This is a genomic window from Desulfosarcina sp. (assembly GCF_033791525.1).
Lineage (GTDB): Bacteria > Desulfobacterota > Desulfobacteria > Desulfobacterales > Desulfosarcinaceae > Desulfosarcina.
In genome coordinates, this window is the sequence record NZ_JASJGN010000121.1 from 1 (window position 1) to 16,525 (window position 16,525).

The 16,525-nt window shown below is 59.4% G+C and carries 11 protein-coding genes; 6 read left to right on the plus strand and 5 right to left on the minus strand.

What is annotated here, in order from left to right:
- Window positions 1-164: 164 nt before the first annotated feature.
- The 4 genes from QNK41_RS05655 to gltB all read right to left on the minus strand — a co-directional run bounded on the left by QNK41_RS05655 (window position 165) and on the right by gltB (window position 7,770).
- Window positions 165-368, minus strand: a complete 204-nt coding sequence (locus QNK41_RS05655) for a PEP-utilizing enzyme (protein WP_319254705.1) — start codon at window positions 366-368, stop codon at window positions 165-167.
- 32 nt (window positions 369-400) lie between these two features.
- A complete protein-coding gene (lysA, locus tag QNK41_RS05660) occupies window positions 401-1,639 on the minus strand; it encodes a diaminopimelate decarboxylase (RefSeq protein ID WP_319254640.1) in 1,239 nt (412 codons plus the stop codon).
- A gap of 151 nt (window positions 1,640-1,790) precedes the next feature.
- Complete coding sequence (locus QNK41_RS05665; protein WP_319254641.1) at window positions 1,791-3,251, minus strand: glutamate synthase subunit beta; 1,461 nt, start codon at window positions 3,249-3,251, stop codon at window positions 1,791-1,793.
- A 4-nt stretch (window positions 3,252-3,255) separates the two neighbouring features.
- On the minus strand, window positions 3,256-7,770 hold the full coding sequence (gene gltB / locus QNK41_RS05670) for a glutamate synthase large subunit (RefSeq protein WP_319254642.1): 4,515 nt from the start codon (window positions 7,768-7,770) through the stop codon (window positions 3,256-3,258).
- Window positions 7,771-8,085: 315 nt separating this feature from the next.
- On the opposite strand from gltB, the gene ptsP reads away from it, so the two are divergent.
- From ptsP to QNK41_RS05700, 6 genes are all read left to right on the plus strand, one after another.
- Complete coding sequence (gene ptsP, locus QNK41_RS05675) at window positions 8,086-10,353, plus strand: phosphoenolpyruvate--protein phosphotransferase (protein ID WP_319254644.1); 2,268 nt, start codon at window positions 8,086-8,088, stop codon at window positions 10,351-10,353.
- A gap of 134 nt (window positions 10,354-10,487) precedes the next feature.
- A complete protein-coding gene (nfsA, locus tag QNK41_RS05680) occupies window positions 10,488-11,225 on the plus strand; it encodes an oxygen-insensitive NADPH nitroreductase (protein WP_319254646.1) in 738 nt (245 codons plus the stop codon).
- Window positions 11,226-11,262: 37 nt separating this feature from the next.
- Window positions 11,263-12,723: an NADP-dependent succinate-semialdehyde dehydrogenase gene (gabD, locus tag QNK41_RS05685; RefSeq protein WP_319254648.1), complete on the plus strand. Its 1,461-nt coding sequence runs from the start codon at window positions 11,263-11,265 to the stop codon at window positions 12,721-12,723.
- 105 nt (window positions 12,724-12,828) lie between these two features.
- Entirely contained in the window at window positions 12,829-13,200 is a 372-nt protein-coding gene (locus tag QNK41_RS05690) for a hypothetical protein (RefSeq protein WP_319254650.1), read from the plus strand.
- Window positions 13,181-13,660 (plus strand): hypothetical protein, encoded by a 480-nt coding sequence (locus tag QNK41_RS05695; RefSeq protein WP_319254652.1) that lies wholly within the window; start codon window positions 13,181-13,183, stop codon window positions 13,658-13,660. The genes QNK41_RS05690 and QNK41_RS05695 overlap by 20 nt, the downstream gene beginning before the upstream one ends.
- Window positions 13,653-15,371: a DEAD/DEAH box helicase gene (locus QNK41_RS05700; protein ID WP_319254654.1), complete on the plus strand. Its 1,719-nt coding sequence runs from the start codon at window positions 13,653-13,655 to the stop codon at window positions 15,369-15,371. Before QNK41_RS05695 ends, QNK41_RS05700 begins: the two co-directional genes overlap by 8 nt.
- A gap of 213 nt (window positions 15,372-15,584) precedes the next feature.
- On the opposite strand, the gene QNK41_RS05705 is transcribed toward QNK41_RS05700, so the two are convergent.
- The gene (locus QNK41_RS05705; RefSeq protein ID WP_319254656.1) at window positions 15,585-16,514 is read right to left on the minus strand and encodes a UvrB domain 3-containing protein; all 930 of its coding nucleotides are present in this window, start codon (window positions 16,512-16,514) and stop codon (window positions 15,585-15,587) included.
- Window positions 16,515-16,525: the final 11 nt, after the last annotated feature.

Below are 16,525 nucleotides of genomic sequence, written 5' to 3' on the forward strand. Positions count from 1 at the left end.
CAAGGGTATCCCTGTCAAGAAGGAATCAGAGGCAGAAAGCCTGGTGAACAAGTCCAATTGGTTGATTCATGATCCAATGGATGATTGCGGATCCATAATTTACTGAATTACTTTAGTCCGCAATCGACGGATCCTTGCCAACTTCTCAAATTATTACAATGGAGTCACCTGTCGATGGTCACGATACCCAGGTAGGCGTCCACGGTGAGCCGGTCGCCGCTGTGAATCAGGGCGCTGGCGTCGGCTACGCCGGTGATACACGGCAGGCCGTATTCACGGGCGATGATGGCCCTGTGCACCAGCATGCCGCCGCGTCGCTCCACGATGGCCGTGGCCAGGAGTACCACGAAGGTTATTTTGGGATCGATGGAATCGCAGACATCGGATTCCTACCAAACAGCTAAACCTCCAACGCGATGAGGTCCGCATAGGTTTCCCGCCGGCGGGCCAGCGTCGCCTGATCACCATCGACGATTACCTCGGCGGCCCGGGGTCGAGAGTTGTATTGGGAAGACATGGTGAATCCGTAGGCGCCGGCGGAGAAGACGGCCAGATATTCACCAGGTTCAATCGTGGGAAGCCGGCGGTCCTGGGCCAGGAAATCCGAGCTTTCGCAGATGGGGCCCACCACGTCCACGACGATCTCTTCACGATCCTTGGGGGCTACTTCTCCGATGCGGTGATAGGCGCCGTAAAGAGAGGGGCGCACCAGGTCGTTCATGGCGGCATCCACGATAACGAAGTTCTTGGCGCTGGTTTTTTTGGTATACAGGACGCGGGTGGCCAGAATTCCGGCATTGCCGGCGATGGCCCGGCCCGGTTCCAGGATGACGGTGAGCGTTCGGCCTGCGATGGTATCGGCAACGGCCCGGCCCAGTTCCGCAGGAAGGGGTGGCGCCTCTTCGTTGTATGTGATGCCCAGCCCCCCACCTAGATCGAGGTAGCGGATATCAACGCCCGACAACTTAAGCCGGTCCGCAAAAGAGAGCAGTTTCTTAAGGGCTTCCACAAAAGGACCAATCTGGGTGAGCTGGGACCCGATATGGCAATCCATGCCCACCGGTTCTACAAAAGGCGTCTCTTTTGCCAGCAGATAGGCACCGGCAGCCTCGAGCAAATCCAGACCGAACTTGTTTTTCTTGAGCCCGGTGGAGATGTATGGATGGGTCTTGGCATCCACATCGGGGTTGATGCGGATGCTGATCCGCGCCGGCGTGTTCACCGCTGCGGCGATGCGCCCGATGCGTTTGAGCTCCTGGGCGGACTCTACATTGAACATGAGAATGTCGGCCTTCAGGGCTTCTCGGATCTCGTGTTCCTGTTTGCCCACGCCGGAGAAGACGATCTTTTGGGGATCGATGCCGGCCGTCAGAGCCCGGTGTAATTCTCCCCCCGAGACGATATCCACGCCGGCCCCGAGGCCACCCAGCAGGCGAAGGAGACTGACATTGCTGTTGGCCTTGACCGAAAAGCAGATCAGGTGATCCAGTTCCTCCAGGGCCGTGTCGAAGGCGTTGTAATGGCGCGCGAGCGTTCTTTTTGAATATACATACAGCGGGGTACCGAAGCGCTCGGCCAATTCCTTGACGCGAACCCCTTCCGCCCAGAGTTCTCCGTCGCGGTACTCGAAATAATCCATGGCTTTCACCTTATGCTATGGGAGCCCATTGATTCGGGTGATGGCCCATATAATACCACAGCGTTCACCGGGAAAACAGAGGGAAACGGCCGGGAAGGTCAGTCCTGGGGTGAGACGGTTGTTTGAGGAATCGATATGATACCCTCTACGGTTACACCCGCGGCAGGTCGCAGCACCCTTTCTCCGGCAGGTCGGTCCGGCCCATGAGAAACATGTCTACGGCCCGGGCTGCCTCGCGGCCTTCGGAGATGGCCCAGACGATCAGAGACTGTCCACGGCGGGCGTCTCCGGCGGCAAAGACGCCAGGCCGTGAGGTCATGAAGTCGATGCCGGTACTGAGATTGCCCCGTGCGTCCAGGGCCAGCCCGAGCTGGGCAACAAGGGTGTCCGGATCCGGGCCGACAAATCCCATTGCCAGGAGCACCAGGTCCGCCGGCCAGGTTTTTTGCGATCCGGGAATCTCTTCGAAGCGATCCTGCCGGCCGGCCTCACCGGTCCATTGCACTCGTACCGTCTCCAGTGCCCGCACCCGGTTGGTGTCGCCGATGAATCGTTTGGTGAGTATATTCCAATTGCGGCTTCCGCCCTCCTCGTGGCTGCTGCTGGTGCGCAGGCGCATGGGCCAGTAAGGCCAGGGCTGGGATTCCGGACGGTCCTTCGACGGCTGGGGAAGCAGCTCGAAATTTAGCACCGACGCGGCACCCTGGCGGTGGCTGGTGCCGATACAGTCACTGCCCGTATCGCCTCCGCCGATAACGATTACCTGCTGGCCGCCGGCGTTCAGGGAAATCGTATCGGCTTCGCCGGAAACAACGTGGTTCTGGCCGGTGAGAAAATTCATGGCAAAGTGGATGCCGTCGAGCTCGCGGCCGGGGATAGGCAAGTCCCGGGGGCGGGTGGCTCCGCAGCAGACGACTATTGCATCGAAGTCGGTGCTGAGGGTCTCCCCAGTAATGTCTACACCGGCTTGTATGCCGGTCCTAAACACGATGCCTTCTCTTTCCATCAGGTCCAGTCGTCGATCCACCACCGGTTTTTCCAGCTTGAAGTCGGGAATGCCGTAGCGAAGGAGTCCGCCGGGCTTGGCGTCCCGTTCGAATACGACCACCGTGTGACCGGCTGTGTTGAGCTGCTGGGCGCAGGCCAGGCCGGCAGGACCGGAGCCGACCACCACCACCGTTTTGCCCGTGCGCCGCAAAGGTGGTTGCGGACGAACCCACCCCATTTCGAAGGCGTGTTCGATGATGGTCTTTTCAATCTGTTCGATGGTCACCGCCGGTGCGTTGATGGCCAGTACGCAGGCCTCCTCGCAGGGGGCCGGGCAGAGGCGACCGGTAAATTCAGGAAAGTTGTTGGTGGCCATGAGCTGTTTGAAGGCCGCTTCCCAGCGGCCCTGGTATACTTCGTCATTCCAGTCCGGGATGCGGTTTCCCAGGGGGCAGCCGGCGTGGCAGGTCGGCACCCCGCAGTCCATGCAGCGGGCGGCTTGGGCGTACAGTGTCGCTTCAGGAAAGGGCAGGTAGATTTCCTTAAAATCCCCCAGCCGCTCTTTCACCGGGCGCCTGTCGGGCAGCTGCCGGTCGTGTTCCATGAATCCCGTGGGCTTTCCCATGGCGTTAATTCTCCTCTTTGGTCAGCCGGATAATGGCCTGTTTGTACTCCCTGGGCATCACCTTGATGAATCGCCCCTTAATGCGCTCTCGAGATTCAAGTACCCGTGAAGCCACCACGCTGCCGGTGAAGGTGAAGTGGGCTTCGATGAGGCCGACCAACTCGGCTTCGTCATCCCCTGTCAAAGGCTCCAGGTCCACCGATTCACGGTTGCAGCGGTGTTTCCTGAAGCGCCCGTCTGCGTCGTCCAGGACATAGGCGACACCACCACTCATGCCGGCGGCGAAGTTGCGCCCCGTCGGGCCCAGCACCACCACCCGACCGCCGGTCATGTACTCGCAGCCGTGGTCGCCCACCCCCTCCACCACGGCCATGGCTCCGCTGTTTCTCACACAGAAACGTTCCCCGGCCCGGCCCCGGATATAGGCCCGACCAGCGGTAGCACCATAAAGGGCCACATTGCCGATGATGATGTTCTCCTCGGCGGCAAAAGCGGCTTTTTCCGGCGGCCGGATGGCCAGTACCGCACCGGAAAGGCCCTTACCGAAGTAGTCGTTGGCATCCCCTTCGACATGGACGGTGATGCCCGGGGCGCCGAAGGCGAAAAAGCTCTGGCCGGCGCTGCCGGCGGCGTTGATCACAATGGTGTCGTTTGGCAGTCCTTTTTCGCCGTATCGTTTGACAATGGCATGGCTGAGGCGGGTGCCTAACGTACGCTGGATGTTGGTAATGGGCATATCGATCTGCGTGGCCAATCCATCTTGCAGGGCCGGCAGGGCCCGCCGGATCAGGTCGTCATCCGGCGGTGTTTGCGTATCGTTTATCAGCTCTTTGGGGATGCACAACCGTAGGATGTGTTCCGGCGGCGCAGGCTGGTGCAGGATGGGGTTCAGATCCAGGCCGCGGGACTTCCAGTGGCCCAGGGCGGGGTTGATGTTCAGCCGGTCAACTTGACCGGACATCTGGTCGATGGTGCGAAAACCCAGCCGGGCCATTATGGCCCGCAGGTCTTCGGCGATAAAGCGCATCAGCCGGATCAGGTGCTCGGGTTTGCCGGTGAACTTTTTTCTCAGCGCCGGATCCTGGGTGGCGATACCCACCGGGCAGGTGTTCAGGTGGCATACTCGCATCATGACGCACCCCAGCGCCACCAGGGAAATGGTGCCGAAGCCGAACTCCTGGGCGCCCAGCAGGCAGGCCACGGCCACGTCATGGGCGGTTTTGAGCTGGCCGTCGCACTCCAGCACCACCCGGTCACGCAGGCCGTTTTGTATCAAGGTCTGCTGGGTTTCGCTCAGTCCCAGCTCCCAGGGCAGGCCGCCATAGCGGATGGATGTGAGCCCCGAGGCGCCGGTGCCGCCCACCTCACCGCTGATCAGGATGACGTCGGCACCGGCTTTGGCCACACCGGCGGCCACCGTGCCCACCCCCACCTCGGAGACCAGCTTGACATTGATGCGGGCATTGGGGTTGGCGCATTTCAAATCGTAGATCAACTGGGCCAGATCCTCGATGGAGTAAATGTCGTGGTGGGGCGGAGGCGAGATTAGCCCCACGTAAGGGGTGCTGTGGCGTGTGGCGGCGATCCAGGGGTATACTTTCTCACCGGGCAGCTGGCCGCCTTCGCCGGGTTTGGCTCCCTGGGCCATCTTGATCTGGAGTTCCACGGCGCTTGACAGGTATCCGATGGTCACGCCGAAGCGGCCCGAGGCGATCTGCTTGATGGCGCTGTTGCGCCAGTCGCCGTTGGCATCGGGTGAGAAGCGGTCGGCATCCTCACCGCCCTCGCCGCTGTTGCTTTTTCCGCCGATGCGGTTCATGGCAATGGCCTGGGTCTCGTGGGCCTCCTTGCTGATGGAACCGTATGACATGGCGCCTGTCTTGAAGCGTTTGACGATCTCGGTCCAGGGTTCCACCTCTTCTATGGGCACGGGTGTAACGGCGGGCTTTAATTCAAACCGGCCGCGGATCAGCCCTTCTTCCCGGTTAATCTCGTGCACCGCTTCCCGGTAGTTCCGCCACGCCTCTTCATCGTCCTGTCGCACGGCCTGCTGGAGCAGGGGGACCGTGGCGGGATTGTACTGGTGGGCTTCGCCGTCCCGTCGCCATTTGTATCGGCCGCCGGCGGGCAGGAGCGTGTCGGTGACTGCATGTCGATCCATCCCGGTGCAGCGCATCTTGATTTCCCGGGCGATTGTTTGCATGTCTGCTCCGCCGATGCGCGAGACCGTTCCGCTGAACCAGCGATCCGTGACCGATGGGTCCAGGCCCACACATTCAAATATCTGGGCTCCCCGGTAGCTTTGCAGGGTGGAAATGCCCATTTTGGACAGGACTTTGAGTATCCCCTTCTTAACGGCGCCGATATAGTTTGTGCGCGCCGCCTGCGGCTCGGTTTGGTCCAGCCGGCCCGTATCGGCCAGCCTGTCGATGGTGGCCAAGGCCAGCCAGGGAACGACGGCCCCGGCGCCGTAACCCAGCAGGCAGCAGAAGTGGTGAATCTCCCGCGCTTCGCCGGTCTCGACGATAAGGCCGCATTTGGCGCGCATGCCGGCGGCAATGAGACCGTGGTGCACGGCGGCGGTGGCCAACAGGGCAGGTATGGGGGCATGGCCGTCGGGGATGTCCCGGTCGGTCAGTATCAGCAGGTGGGCTCCCGCTTCCACCTGCCGAACGGCAAGGCGGCACAAGGCTTCCAGGGCGCGGGTCAATCCCGGCCCACCGTCGGCCTGGGGCCAGGAGATGGACAGGTCTGCCGACTTCAGAATATCGTGGTCCGATGCGCGGATGGCGGCCAGATCCGCCGGTGTGAGGATGGGATGCGGCAGGTGCAGCTGGCGGCAGTGCACGGGCGTTTCGGCAAAGAGGTTGTGTTCGCGCCCGATGGTTGTGGAAAGGGCCGTGACCAATTTCTCCCGGATGGCGTCAAGGGGTGGGTTGGTCACCTGGGCGAACAGCTGGCGGAAATAGTCGTAGAGCAGGCGGGGTCGTTTGGATAGAATGGCCAAGGGGATATCGTCGCCCATGGAGCCGGTGGGTTCCAGGCCTCTTTCGGCCATGGGGCCTATGATCAGCTTGAGGTCTTCGGCTGTGTAACCGAAGCGATGCTGTTCGACCCCCAGATTTTTACCGGCCGGTTCCGGCTCCGGCTGCCCCGGGGGCAGGTCCGCCAGACGTAGCTGGTTTTCTTTCAGCCATCGGCCGTAAGGCTGCCTTGCGGCCATACTCTCCTTGATTTCGTCGTCATGGATGATGCGGCCCTGCTCCAGATCCACCAGGAACATGCGGCCGGGCTCCAGGCGCCCCTTAGTGGCCACGTTGGCAGGATCTACCGGCAGCACGCCGGTTTCCGAGGCCATGATCACCCGGCCGTCCCGGGTGACCGTATAACGGCTGGGCCGCAGGCCGTTTCTATCCAGCACGGCGCCCACGCTGACGCCGTCGGTGAAGGGGATGGCTGCCGGGCCGTCCCAGGGTTCCATGAGACAGGCGTGGTAGGCGTAAAAATCCCGCTTTGTCCGGCTCATGGTGTCGTGGTGCTGCCAGGCCTCGGGAACCAGCATCATTATGCACTGGGCCAGGGGGCGTCCCGTGTGCAAGAGCAGCTCCAAGGCGTTGTCCAGGGTGGCCGAATCGCTGCCACCGGGGGTGGAGACCGGGATCAGGTCCGCGATGTCGTCACCGAAAATACCGGAGCCGAAGAGAGGCTCCCTGGCGCGCATCCAGTTTTTGTTGCCCTTCACGGTGTTGATCTCGCCGTTATGGCACAGGTAGCGGAAGGGCTGGGCCAGGTCCCAGGAGGGAAAGGTGTTGGTGCTGTATCGCTGGTGGACCAAGGCCAGGGCGCTGGCCATGGCCGGGTCGCAGAGGTCAGGGTAAAATGCAGTCATCTGGTCCGCCAGCAGCATGCCCTTGTAAACCAGTGTTCGCGAAGAGAGGCTGGCGATGTGAAACAGGGTCTCCCCCGGATCGAACATATTGCGGACTCGGTTTTCAGCGGCTTTGCGCGTGAGATAAAGCCTGCGTTCGAAGGTTAAGGCATCCCCGCCGGCGTCACCCCTGCCCACGAAAGCCATTTGGATCACCGGCATCACCCGTCGAGCCAGTTCGCCGGCCGCATCCGGATTGACCGGCACGCTTCGCCATCCTAAAAAGTTCAGTCCCTTCTCTTCAGCAGCAGCCGACAGCGCTGCTCGGGCTGCCTTGCGCAGACCCTTGTCCGACGGCAGAAACACCAGGCCGGCGGCATAATCCATTTCGGTCGGAAGGTGAATGGTCGCCTCCCGGGCCGCCTGCTGCAAAAAGAGGTGGGGCTTCTGGATGAGGATTCCGGCGCCGTCACCGGTGGTTTCGTCGCAGCCGCAGGCGCCCCGGTGGGTGAGGTTCTCCAGGATCTTCAGGGCGTCCTGGACCATTGCGTGGCTTTTACGGTTGCTCAGGTCGCAGATCATGCCCACACCGCAGGCGTCATGCTCGAATGATGAGCGGTAAAGGCCTTTATAAGGTGGATCATTCAACATTCCGGCTCCTGTGATCATCTCCGAAGGGCTATAGTACCCGGGACCATTGTTGCAATGCACATACCAAATATGTCCATGCGCGGGGTGCTTGGCAAGGCCCTTGATAGGCCTGGTGCGCATGCGGGTTGATCGGCTCACACAACGCGGCAACATACTACAAAAAAGTAATAAATTTCGATACCGAAGCGCATTTTTGTCGTAATTCTTGATGTCTATTCCATTCTAACCGGATTCAGACCTGATACTGGACCCGGTACAGGACATGCATTATATTATCCACTCAAACCGAACATTCCAGGAGATGAAAGGCCCGAGATGCCTATGAGCGGCAAACGGCAGGACCTGCTGAACATGCTCTGTGATCTGAGCGATCTGTCCGCGCTGGTCACCGGCAGTGCAAACATCGAAAATTTCCTCCAACGAACCGTGGCGCTGGTTTCCGGGCACCTGGGAACGCCGGTCTGCTCCATTTATCTATACGATGAGACGGCCGACGAGCTGGTGCTCAAGGCCACGGTTGGATTGAATCCGGAAGCGGTGGGCCGGGTGCGCATGGGCTCCGGCCATGGACTGGTGGGCACGGTGATGGCGACCCGCCAGGCGGTGTGTGAGGGGCACGCCAGCAACAACCCGCATTTTCGCTATTTTCCGGAAACCGATGAGCTGGCATACGAATCCTTTCTGGCCGTTCCCATTCAAAAGGGGGTGGTCAAGATCGGCGTGCTGGTGGTCCAACACACCGAATCGGACTATTTCGAGACCAGCGATGTGATGGCTCTGAAAGCCACCGGTGCCCAACTGGCCGCGGTCCTGGAAAATGCCCGACTGCTGATGGATCTGCAGCGCATGTGCAGCATTCCCGAGCGCCCGGTGTGTAACCTGGGATTCATCAAGGGGCAGTCTGCCTCCGGTGGTGTCGCTTTTGCCCGGGCGACCGTCTGGGGTAGGAGTCACGGTAGCCTGGTGGCCGAATCAGCTGTGGTCGACAGTGGAACGATGGCTGATTTTCGACGGGCGGTGAAAAATACCGGTGAACAATTGAGCGCCTTACAGCAGCGATGTGCCGAACGGTTGCCGGAGAGCGCAGCCTTGATTTTCGCCGCCCATTTCATGATGCTCAAGGATCCTAAATTCATCGACCGCATGGCTGAGCAGATCGAAAAGGGGGATCCGGCGAGCCGGGCGGTGCGCGAGGTGGCCCGCCATTACCTGGACCTGTTTGCCGACAGCCCCCATCCCTACATCCGTGAAAAGATCAGCGACATCGAAGACCTGGCCGGCCGGTTGCTGAACAATCTGGCGCCGCCATTACCGGATGGCAACGGGGACACCAGCAACAGGGTGGTCATCGCCCAGGCGCTTTACCCATCGGAGCTGCTTAAACTGGCCGCCGAATCGGTGGCGGGCATCGTGCTGGCCAACGGCGGGGTCACCTCCCATGTGGCTATCATCGCCCGTTCCCTGAAAATTCCCATGGTGGTGGTCCAGTGCCCGGAATTGATGCACCTGCCCGAGGTGACGCCGGTATTGGTGGACGGCGAGGTGGGCAATGTCTACGTGGATCCATCGGCGGACATCATTGCCCGTTTCGATGCCAGCCATCAGGCCATACAGAAGGTGACAGGGCTAAAGACCTCAGTTCGGGCGGGCACTGCCCACACCAGGGACGATACACGGGTCGATCTGCTGGCCAATATCAATCTACTGGGCGAGTTGCCCCTGGCCCGGGAGATGGGGGCGGCGGGCATCGGCCTCTACCGCACCGAATTTCCCTTTCTCATCCGGCCGTCGTTTCCCTCGGAAACCGAGCAGTACCTGGTCTATCGTCAGGTGGTGGCGGCCATGGACGGCAAACCGGTGGTGTTTCGCACCTTGGACATCGGCGGCGAAAAGACGCTGGCCTATACGGACTCGGTCAACGAACCGAATCCGGAGCTGGGCCTGCGGTCCATCCGTTTCACCCTGGCATACCGGGATATTTTCGAGCAGCAGGTTCGGGCGATCCTGCGAGCCGCCGCCGGAAGCGATTCGGTGGGGATCATGTTTCCCCTGATCTCTTCGGTGGACGATTTTCTGCTGGCCCGCCAGGTGGTGCGCGACTGCCAGGATCGGCTCAAGGCGGATGGGCTGGACCATAACGATCACCCGGCCATCGGCATGATGATCGAGTTGCCCTCGGTGGTGGAAACCATGGCGGAGTTTGCCGCTGAGGCCGATTTTTTTGCCATCGGCACCAATGACTTTGTGCAATACATGCTGGGTGTGGACCGTAGCAACAAACGGGTAGCCGACTACTACCGCCCCGAACACCCCTCGGTGCTGCGGGCGTTGGAGCGGGTGGTAAGGGTCGCAGGCGATCGTGAAAAACCGATCAGCATCTGTGGAGAAATGGCACACGACGAGTCGATGATTCCCTTTCTGCTTGGCATCGGCATCCGACGGCTGAGCATCGATCCGCAGTTCATGCCCGCCGTGCACCAGCGCATCGAAGGCCTGACCATCGGCCCATGTAGGGATCACGCACGGACACTGCTGTCCGCAGGCAGCATTGCCTCGGTTCACAAAGCCCTGGGTAATATTTGAGACCAGTTTAAATCAATCCCTGTTTCGGGCATTGATTCAATCTGGCTGGTTGGTATAGAATCCGATCATAAACGGAAAAAAGCACACTGTCCCGCTTCCTTGCCAAGGCCCTGGTGCCGGAAAGCGAATAGCCCATGACCCCAACCATCGACCTGCTCAAATCCCACCGCTCGATCCGCAAATTCAAGGACCGGAAGGTGGACGACCAGACCCTGACCGCAATCATCGCGGCAGCCCAGTGTGCGGCCACGTCTCATTTTGTCCAGGCATACACGGTTCTCCGGGTGCGGGATATGGCCAAGCGGCAGGCCATATCCGAGCTGGCAGGGCCCCAGGTCTGGGTGGCCCGGGCGCCAGTTTTCCTGGTTTTCTGCGCCGATCTCAACCGGCTGGAAGCCGCCTGCGGCATGCAGGATACGGCCATGGAAAAGGGCTGGGCCGAGCAGTTTGTCACCGCCACCGTCGATGCGGCGCTGCTGGCCCAGAATGTGCTGATTGCCGCCGAATCGCTGGGTATGGGAGGCGTCTACATCGGCGGCATCCGCAACGATCCCCAGACGGTGTGCGACCTGCTTGAAATCCCCGATCAGGCCTACCCGGTGTTTGGCATGTGTCTGGGCTGGCCGGCCCAGGATCCGCCACCCAAACCCCGGCTGCCGGTCGATGCCGTGCTGTTCACGGACCGTTATCCACAACAGCATGACACCGACATGCTCACGGCCTATGATCGGACCACCAACCACTACTTCCTCAACCGCAACAGCAACCTGAAGGACGAGACCTGGACCCACCAGATGGCCGACCTCATGGGCCGGGTGATCCGACCCCATATGAAGGCATTTTTAGAGAAGAAGGGATTCTTCTTAAAATAAGGCTGAAGGTTTTACAGAATAAGGAGAAAATACCACCATGATGAACCTCAAAGATAAAAATCTGTTCCGCCAACAGATCTGGATCAACGGTCAATGGGCCGCAGCCCGATCCGGCAAGACCATCCCGGTAACCAATCCAGCCAACGGCAGCACGCTAGGCAGTGTGCCTTCCGTTTCCGATGCGGAAGTCCGCGAGGCCATCGACGCGGCTGACGCTGCATTGCCGGCCTGGCGCCGTCGAACAGCCAAAGAACGTGCAGAAGTGCTCCAGCGCTGGTATCTTCTGATGATGGAACACCAGGATGACCTGGCGGTGATTCTCACCAGCGAGCAGGGCAAACCCCTGGCCGAAGCCAAAGGGGAGATCTCCTACGCCGCCTCTTTCGTCCAGTGGTTTGCCGAGGAGGCCAAACGGGTATACGGCGACACGATCCCTGCGGCCGGCTCCGGCCAGCGCATCATCGTAATCCGTCAGCCCGTGGGGGTGTGCGCGGCCATCACGCCATGGAATTTTCCGGCGGCCATGATTACCCGCAAGGCGGCGCCGGCCCTGGCCGCTGGCTGCACCATGGTGGTCAAGCCGGCCAGCCAAACCCCACTCACGGCCCTGGTCCTGGCCGAGCTGTCCGACCGGGCTGGTATTCCTGCCGGGGTTTTCAACGTGATCACCGGGTCAGCCGGCGTGATCGGCGGTGAAATTACCGCCAGCCCCGTAGTGAGAAAACTCAGCTTCACCGGTTCCACCGAGGTGGGGAAAACGCTCATGGCTCAGTGCTCCGGCACGGTTAAGAAGGTGTCCCTGGAGCTGGGCGGCAATGCCCCTTTTATCGTTTTCGACGATGCGGACGTGGATCAGGCGGTACAGGGGGCCATGATTTCCAAGTACCGCAATTCCGGGCAGACTTGTGTGTGCGCCAACCGGCTTTTCGTTCAGGCAGGCGTCTACGCGGAATTTTCAGAAAAATTGGTGGCGGCGGTGGAAACACTCAAGGTGGGCAGCGGTTTGGATCCTGATGTACAGCAAGGGCCGCTCATCGACGCGGCGGCCCTTGCCAAGGTGTCCCACCACATCGAGGACGCCATTTCCAAGGGTGCCAAACTGCTGGTTGGTGGAAAGCCCCACGCCCTGGGCGGCACCTATTTCCAGCCCACCGTGCTTGGAGACGTGGCTGCCGACATGACGGTGGCTGCCGACGAAACCTTCGGTCCGGTGGCGCCGCTGATCCGTTTTTCATCGGAAGCAGATGCCATCCGCATGGCCAACGACACAATCTACGGCCTGGCGGCCTACTTTTACGCCCGGGACGTGGGCCGGATCTTCCGGGTGTCCGAAGCCCTGGAGTTCGGCATGGTGGGTGTCAATACCGGATTGATCTCTACCGAGGTAGCACCGTTTGGCGGGGTGAAACAGTCGGGTATCGGCCGGGAGGGGTCGCGATACGGGATAGATGAATACCTGGAGATGAAATATATTTGCCTGGCCGGCATCGATGATTGACGATTCCCTATCCTGATTGAAAACCGATCAGAATTAGGCTATACCGATTCGTAATATTCGCAGGCGCTCATTAAAAAAGACCGCAACGAATGTCTCAAGACACAGATGCCGATCCAACTCGATCTTATCGATTTCGTCAAACGACAGCAGAGAACTGATCCCCCCGACGCAGAACCGCCGGCTGGGGCACCGTCTTCCGCGTCGATCACCGCTTCGGATCCCGGTTTCCAATCGGACGTGAACCGGGCGGTTTACTCCGCCTCCATCATGCGCCCCATCTTCGAGTTGGAGGCCCGTCGGCTCCGGCAGGGTGACACCGATGACACCAGCGCCATCTGGGATGGTGTGGACCTGTTTGGATTGTGGGTGGCCATCCGCAAAGGGGACAAAAAGATCGAGATCGACCACACGGCATACAACCTGCTGGAGATCGCCGAACTACACGTGGAGAAAACCGATGGGCCCGTCCTGGCGTGATGCCGTGCTGCCCGTGCTTGGCGCCAGCCGACGCCGGGGGGTGGCGGTGGAGAAGATCGCGGCAGCCGTCCGCCATCTGACCACCGGGCACCGGTTCGATTTGGAATTCCAGGATTGGCTGCTGGAAACCCTGAGGGTATTGGAAGGGGACGGACACCGGCGCCTGCCCAGGGCACGGCATATCTGGGATGGCCGGACCGGCTTGCCCCAATACGTCACGGCCGTGCGCGCCGACAAGAACGAGAAAAAGCAGGCCCACCGGCAGACCCTGGCCGACCGACCGGTACCCTACGCCCGCTCCCAAAAAAGCGATCACGACCCGACCCAGGCGCGCCAATGGCTCGGCAGGGACCTGGCAAGGATATATCTGGAAAGCGCCGACAGTGTGCGGTGGCCCCAGGAAGGTCTGACCACCGGGGACATTGTAGCTGTATTGGGAAAATTGAATACTCATGCGTAAGCCTTTTCGACTCCGCCCCTATCAAAAAAAGGCCGTTGCCGCCGTCGTCTCACGTTATAAGGAAAAGCACCAGCGACGCATGCTTCTCTATCTTCCCACCGGTGCCGGAAAAACCGTGATCGCGATCCACATCATTAAGGCGTTGAGAAACACGAAAGGGTTCGGCAAGGTGCTTTTTGTGGCCCATCGCCGGGAGATTCTCAACCAGACCGTCCGCACCATTCGGCGACTTCTGCCGGGGCTTAATGTGCAGATTGAGCAGGGCGCGCGCACCGCCCACGGAAATGGGGCAATCGTCTTGGCATCGGTCCAAACGCTGGTGCGGCGCAAGGAAAAATTCGATCCCAAGGCGTATGCCCTGATCATTTGCGATGAATGCCACCGAGCCCTGGCGCCGAGCTGGGGGGAGGTCATCGACTACTTTCACAGCCAAGCGGATCGGAATACCCTGCTGCTGGGGATGACGGCCACCCCTCAACGGACGGACGGCAAGTCCGCCCTGGAAGTCTTCGGCCGTACCGCATTCGAAATTTCCCGTCCCGATCTGGAGGATCTGGGCTATCTGGTGCCCATGCGATATTTCACCATAAGGGGGAAGCTGGACCTGAACAGGGTAAAACTGTCGGCCGGCGATTTCCAGGTGGGCGCGCTTTCCCGGGTGATGAACTCACCCGCCACCAGGGCGTTGACCCTCAAGGCGTGGATGGAGCAGGGCAGGGGTAAAAAGACCATCGCCTTTTGCGCCGGGGTCGACCACGCGTCAGATTTGGCAGCGGATTTTTCCTTATTGGGGGTCCGGGCGGAGAAAATCGACGGCAAGAGCAAGAATCGCAGCGAGATCTTGAAGCGCTTCGCCAATGGCGAAATCCAGGTGTTGACCAACTACGGTGTGCTCACCGAGGGGTTCGACGATCCCAGGGTGGCGTGCATCCTGATGGCCAGGCCCACCACCTCTCCGCTGGTGTACACCCAGTGTATCGGTCGAGGACTGCGGACGGCTCCCGGTAAAAACGCCTGCATCGTCATTGACATCGTCGACCGGAGCACCCATCAATTGCAATATGGGGCCACTCAGATGGCGGGTCTTCCCAAAAAGTGGCGCAGTCATGGTGCGGATCCGTTCCGCCAGGCTCAGTCGGTCTCCGGAATCAAGGTCACCCGCCCCGATGCGTTCCTGCGCCTGCGGGAGGCGACCTCCATGGAAGCGGTTCAGTCGATTTTAATGAGCCTTCCGCCGGAGGTGGTTACCGCCGGCCTGGACGGCGAGCCGGTGCTGCACTATGAGGCGCTGGAGGGAACGTGCGCCGTTGAAACGGCCCGGAAATCGGCCCGGGGGCTCTTGAATCAGGCCGGGGTTTTCGGCGCCAGGCTGCATATCGATGCAACGATAGTGAGAATTACCTTCCGCGAATCCGATACGGAAAACGAGCGCTATGCTTACCTGAAGTGGCACATGGAAAGGGTCACCGGTCGTACGGTGATCTATGAAATACCCAAACGCAAAAAACAAACGCTACGCCCCCGAACGCTGCTGCGCTCGATGCTACCTGACGGTTGCCGCATCCATAACCTGGCCGCAGACGCACAGGACCATACGATCACCGCCAGCGTGGCCGGCCTCACGCCCCGTGAGATCCAGGGGATACAAGCGGACTTTGAAGACGAATCCGGTATGACATTGGATTTGAAAGGACAGATGTCGCTTTTTTAAAAAAAACAAACTGCAAATGACGTTCAATCACCAGCAAAACGAAATGAAACGTAATGAGAATGCACCCCTGAAAGAATCGGCTGTGCTTTCTATTTTAATTCTCATTCAATTTGGCATATACTTTTTTCATCATCAATTCTTTTACTATCCCCCCGAAAGACTGGTCTTCCAATATTTTTTCAAATATCTTCTGATTTTGATCCATCCGCTCGATCAGTTTGTCGATAGACATCTCTTCAAATGCGTATTTAAAGGTATCAAGCTATTGACTTTGGCTTGTTGCCGCAAGGTTGCATCCTCCACCAATTCCGCTTCTATTTGTTCAAAAAACAACCTGTCGGCTTCCTCGAACTCCGTTCCGAAGCGTTCATTTAATACATCAATAATTTCCGATAAGGGGGCCTTTTCCTCTTTTGCCCGCTTTATACCCGCTTCCGACATGCCATTCAACTCACCGGCTTCGCCCGTTATCAGGTCAATGGAACCTTCCTTGATTTTTTGCAGGCGGTAATATTCCATGGCCACTTCGTCAACCAGTTTTAAGCTTTCCGAGATGTCTCGCTTGGGCAATTTGGTTAACAACAACTTGGCGTAGACATAGAACTTTTCGAATTCTGGTTCCTGGAACGGCATGATCTGGGCCAGAAATGAATACAGATTCGTCCAGGTGCGCAGGCTTTTTTTGAATTCCTCTTTTTCCTGTTCGGGCTCCTTCGCCTTATAGCGATCAACGGCAGGGTCGATGAAGCTGTATAGCCTGGATTGCGTCCTGGCGGTCATCCGGGTGGTTGGATTGAAATAAATTTTGGCCAGCCCGTCTATTTCCGATTTTAAATAAACCTGGCGCTCATCCAGTTTGGCCTTCAAATCGTAGAGGTGATTGGGTTCAGGTTCTTCGCTGACCGTTGTGAATTCATAGTAAGGCTGAAACGACTCCAATATGGCCTCCCGGTCATTCACGAAATCCAGGACAAACGTATCCTCCTTGCCCGGCGCGGTTCGATTCAGCCTGGAAAGTGTCTGGACGGCTTTTACGCCGGACAGGGGTTTATCCACATACAAAGTTTGCAATAAAGGCTGATCAAAACCGGTCTGGTATTTATCCGCGACAATCAGTATTTTGTACTCTTCTTGATTGAACACCCTGGGCAGTT